Annotated in this window: 4 protein-coding genes; 1 reads left to right on the forward strand and 3 read right to left on the reverse strand. The window is 65.9% G+C overall.

What is annotated here, in order from left to right; translation table 11 throughout:
* Positions 1-87: 87 nt before the first annotated feature.
* The 3 genes from PMI38_RS21130 to PMI38_RS21140 are packed head-to-tail and all read right to left on the reverse strand — an operon-like array spanning position 88 to position 2,726.
* Positions 88-669 carry a TetR/AcrR family transcriptional regulator gene (locus tag PMI38_RS21130; protein WP_008098546.1) on the reverse strand — a complete coding sequence of 194 codons (582 nt, stop codon included), beginning with the start codon at positions 667-669 and terminating at the stop codon, positions 88-90.
* A gap of 12 nt (positions 670-681) precedes the next feature.
* The gene (locus PMI38_RS21135) at positions 682-1,530 is read right to left on the reverse strand and encodes a 3-hydroxybutyryl-CoA dehydrogenase (RefSeq protein WP_008098548.1); all 849 of its coding nucleotides are present in this window, start codon (positions 1,528-1,530) and stop codon (positions 682-684) included.
* Between the two features lie 11 nt (positions 1,531-1,541).
* The gene (locus PMI38_RS21140) at positions 1,542-2,726 is read right to left on the reverse strand and encodes an acetyl-CoA C-acyltransferase family protein (protein WP_008098549.1); all 1,185 of its coding nucleotides are present in this window, start codon (positions 2,724-2,726) and stop codon (positions 1,542-1,544) included.
* 168 nt (positions 2,727-2,894) lie between these two features.
* On the opposite strand from PMI38_RS21140, the gene PMI38_RS21145 reads away from it, so the two are divergent.
* Positions 2,895-3,905 (forward strand): AraC family transcriptional regulator, encoded by a 1,011-nt coding sequence (locus tag PMI38_RS21145; protein ID WP_008098551.1) that lies wholly within the window; start codon positions 2,895-2,897, stop codon positions 3,903-3,905.
* The last annotated feature ends 33 nt before the right edge of the window (positions 3,906-3,938 follow it).

Genomic DNA, 3,938 nt, shown 5'->3' on the forward strand with positions numbered 1-3,938 from the left:
AAGCCGGCTCCCACAGGTGCCCCACTGAACTCGAGTGCAGTGCAGTACCTGTGGGAGCCGGCGTGCCGGCGATAGGGCCGGTACAGACTAGCGCAGGGTCCGCTCGATCCCCCCAACCAGCAGGTTCTCCATCAACCCCAGCCCTTGCTCCTGCGGCAATGCCTTGAGCATCCCCGGCAACTGATTGAGCAAGGTCGCCACCACCTGCGCCGTCGCCGCCAACGCGTCCCCAGGCAATTTCGCCTGGGGCGCGATCAAGCGCAGCAAGCCCGTCTCGTAGCGCTTGCGCAACGCCGCCAGGCGCTCCTGCTGCGTCTCGCTCAGGCAGCAGAAGTCCCGCTCTGCCAAGCGAAACTGCAGGGGCCGCTCGGCATGCAACTGCCAGTGCGCCGCGATCAGGCACGACAACGCCGAGCCCCCACGGGCCATGGCGCGACGGCCCTGTTCGAGGGTGGCCTGCAGTTCCTCGTACAGCTCCTCGATCAAATCGAACAACAGGTCCTGCTTGCTGGGGAAATGGTGGTACAGCGAACCTGCGGTCAACCCCACATGCGCCGCCAACTCGCGCATGCTGACCTGGCCGAAGCCTTTTTCGGCAAACAGCGCCATGGCCCGGTCTCGTCGCTCTTCAAAGCTGATGCAACGCATTGCGGCATTGACCAAGGCCATGGCGTTCGCTCCTCAGTAGCTGTAGAAACCGCGGCCGGTCTTGCGTCCCAGCCAGCCGGCCGCGACCATTTCCTTGAGCAGTGGGGCAGGGCGGTACTTGCTGTCGCAGAAGCCGTCGTGGAAGGCCTCCATGATCGCCAGCAAGGTGTCCAGGCCAATCAGGTCGGCCAGGGCCAGCGGGCCGATCGGCTGGTTGCAGCCCAGGCGCATGCCGGTGTCGATGTCCTCGGCACTGGCCAGGCCTTCCTGACGCACCAGGATCGCTTCGTTGATCATCGGCACGAGGATGCGGTTGACCACGAAACCTGGGCGGTTGCCAGCGGTGATCGGGGTCTTGCCCACCTTCTCGGTGACCACCAGGGCTTGCGCGTAGGTGCTGTCGCTGGTCTGCAGGCCGCGAATGATCTCCACCAGTGCCATCATCGGCACCGGGTTGAAGAAGTGCACGCCGATGAAGCGCTCAGGGTGCTCGATGCTCGCGGCCAGCTGGGTGACCGACAGCGACGAGGTGTTGGTGGCGATCAGGCAGGTGGCTGCCACATTGGCCGCCACCTGTTGCAGGATGCGCTGCTTGAGCTGCAGGTTCTCGGTAGCCGCCTCGATCACCAGTTGCGCAGCGCCCAGCTGGGTATAGTCGGTGCTGGTGCGGATGCGCGACTTGGCTGCCTCGGCACGCTCGGCATCGAGGGTGCCCTTGTTGACCTGGCGCTCCAGGTTCTTGCTCAAGGTGGCCACGCCGCGCTCCAGCGCGGCATCGGAAACGTCCACCAGCAGCACCTGGTAGCCGGCGACCGCGCACACCTGGGCAATACCGTTGCCCATGGTGCCGGCGCCGATCACGGCGATCTGTTCAATGCTCATTGCAAACTCCCTCAGACGCGCTCGAACACCACGGCGATGCCTTGGCCGCCGCCGATGCACATGGTGGCCAGTGCGTAGCGACCCTGGATGCGCTGCAGCTCATGGATGGCCTTGGTGGCAATGATCGCGCCGGTGGCGCCGACCGGGTGGCCGAGGGAAATGCCCGAGCCGTTCGGGTTGACCTTCTCCGGGTCGAAGTCCAGGGCGCGGGCGACGGCGCAAGCCTGGGCGGCGAAGGCTTCGTTGGACTCGATCACGTCCAGGTCGTTGATGTTCAGGCCGGCTTTTTCCAGCACCTTGCGGGTGGCCGGGATCGGGCCCAGGCCCATCAGCTCGGGTTCGACGCCAGCGTGGGCGTAGGCCACCAGGCGCGCCAGGGGCTTGAGGCCCAGGCGACGCACGGCGTCACCGCTGGCCAGCACCAGGCCGGCAGCGCCATCGTTGATGCCGCTGGCGTTGCCGGCGGTCACGGTGCCGTCTTTCTTGAACACGGTCTTCATGCCGGCCAGTTGCTCGGCGGTGACGTCGCCACGCACGTGCTCGTCCACGGCGAACTGCACGACGCCTTTGCGGGTTTTCAGCTCCACCGGCACGATCTGGCTGTCGAAGCGGCCTTCGGCGATGGCGCGGGCGGCGCGGCGCTGGCTGGTCAGGGCCAGCTCATCCTGCATTTCGCGGGTGATACCATTCTTGGCCGCAACGTTTTCGGCAGTGATGCCCATGTGGAAGTGTTCGAAGGGGTCATGCAGTACGCCGACGGTGTAGTCGATGCCTTGCAGATCGCCCATGCGCGCGCCCCAGCGGGCTTGCGGCAGCAGGTACGGGCCACGGCTCATGGATTCGGCACCGGCAGCCACGGCCACGTCGGCATCGCCGAGCAGCAGGCACTGGGTGGCCGAGACGATCGCCTGCAGGCCCGAACCGCACAGGCGGTTGACGTTGAAGGCCGGGGTTTCCTTCGGGATTCCGGCATTCATCGCGGCAACCCGCGACAGGTAGGCATCGCGCGCTTCGGTCGGGATCACGGTGCCCATGACCATATGGCCGATCTGCTCGGCGGCTACGCCCGAGCGCTCGATGGCGGCGCGGGTCACGGTGGTCGCCAGGTCGGCCAGCGGCAGGTCCTTGAGGGATCCACCAAAACCACCGATGGCGGTACGGACGGCACTGACGACGTAGATTTCTGGGCTGCTCATAAAGGCTCCGATAGCTTAGGCATGGCGGGAGCGGGCCAGGCTCTGCGAGAATGGCCGGCGATCCCGGATGGGGTCCGAGTCTAGGCAAAGGCTCTGTTGCAGCCTATGCCGATTCTGTTCAGTCAACCTGGCACTTTTTGCCACTCAGCATAGACAGCGAATTCCGCCATGCGCGATACCGATACGGTCGCCGTGTACTTTCTCAATGCCATGCTGCACGCCCTGCGCGAGCAGCCCGAGGCGCGCGATGCCCACCTGCATGCGGTGGGCATCGCGCCGAGCCTGCTTGCGCAGCCGCAGGCCCGCGTGCCGGCCAAGGCCTTCGCGCAGTTGTGGCTGGCGCTGATCCATCAGCTGGACGATGAGTTCTTTCGTCTCGACAGCCATGGCATGCCGCTGGGCAGCTTTGCCCTGATCTGCCGTGGGCTGATCCAGGAGCCGAACCTGGAAAAGGCCCTGCGCCAGTGCATGGGCAATTTCGCCCTGTTCCTGCGCGACCTGCGCGGCAGCGTGACGGTGCGTGCTGGCAGGGCGGTGATCAGTGTGCAGTCGCAGATTGCCGACCCACTGACCCGGGTCTACGCCGAGGAAACCTACCTGGTGCTGATGATGGGCCTGTTGTGCTGGCTGGCCGGTCGACGCATCGCCATCGACCGTACGGAACTGGCGGTCGCGCGCCCAGCCCAGGACGATGACCTGTTGCTCTGGGGGCCGGACCTGCGCCTGGGCAGCGGGCGTACCGAAGTGGAATTCGACAGCGCCTACCTGCGCCTGCCGGTGGTGCAGGACCTGGCGGGCCTGAAGAGCTTTCTGCGCAGTGCGCCACAAGGGCTGGTGATCCGTTTTCGCAACCAGAACGGTCTGGTTGCCGAGGTCTACCGGCACCTGCGTGCCCGGCGCTATGGCCAATGGCCGACGCTGGAGGCCTTGGCCAGGCAGCAGGGCATCAGCCCCAGCACCTTCCGCCGGCAGTTGGAGCGCGAAGGGCGCTCGTATCAGCAGATCAAGGACGAGGTGCGCCGGGCCATGGCCTTCGAGCGCTTGCGAGAAGGGGTGTTGAGTGTTGCCGAAATCGCCGAGCAGACGGGGTTTCAGGAGCCCAGTGCGTTTCATCGGGCGTTCAAGAAGTGGACGGGGCAGAGCCCGGGGAGCTATCGGGCCAAGCTGACGGCTCGGTAGTGGGTTGCCTGTACCGGCCCTATCGCCGGCACC

The organism is Pseudomonas sp. GM84, assembly GCF_000282535.1.
Taxonomy (GTDB): domain Bacteria; phylum Pseudomonadota; class Gammaproteobacteria; order Pseudomonadales; family Pseudomonadaceae; genus Aquipseudomonas.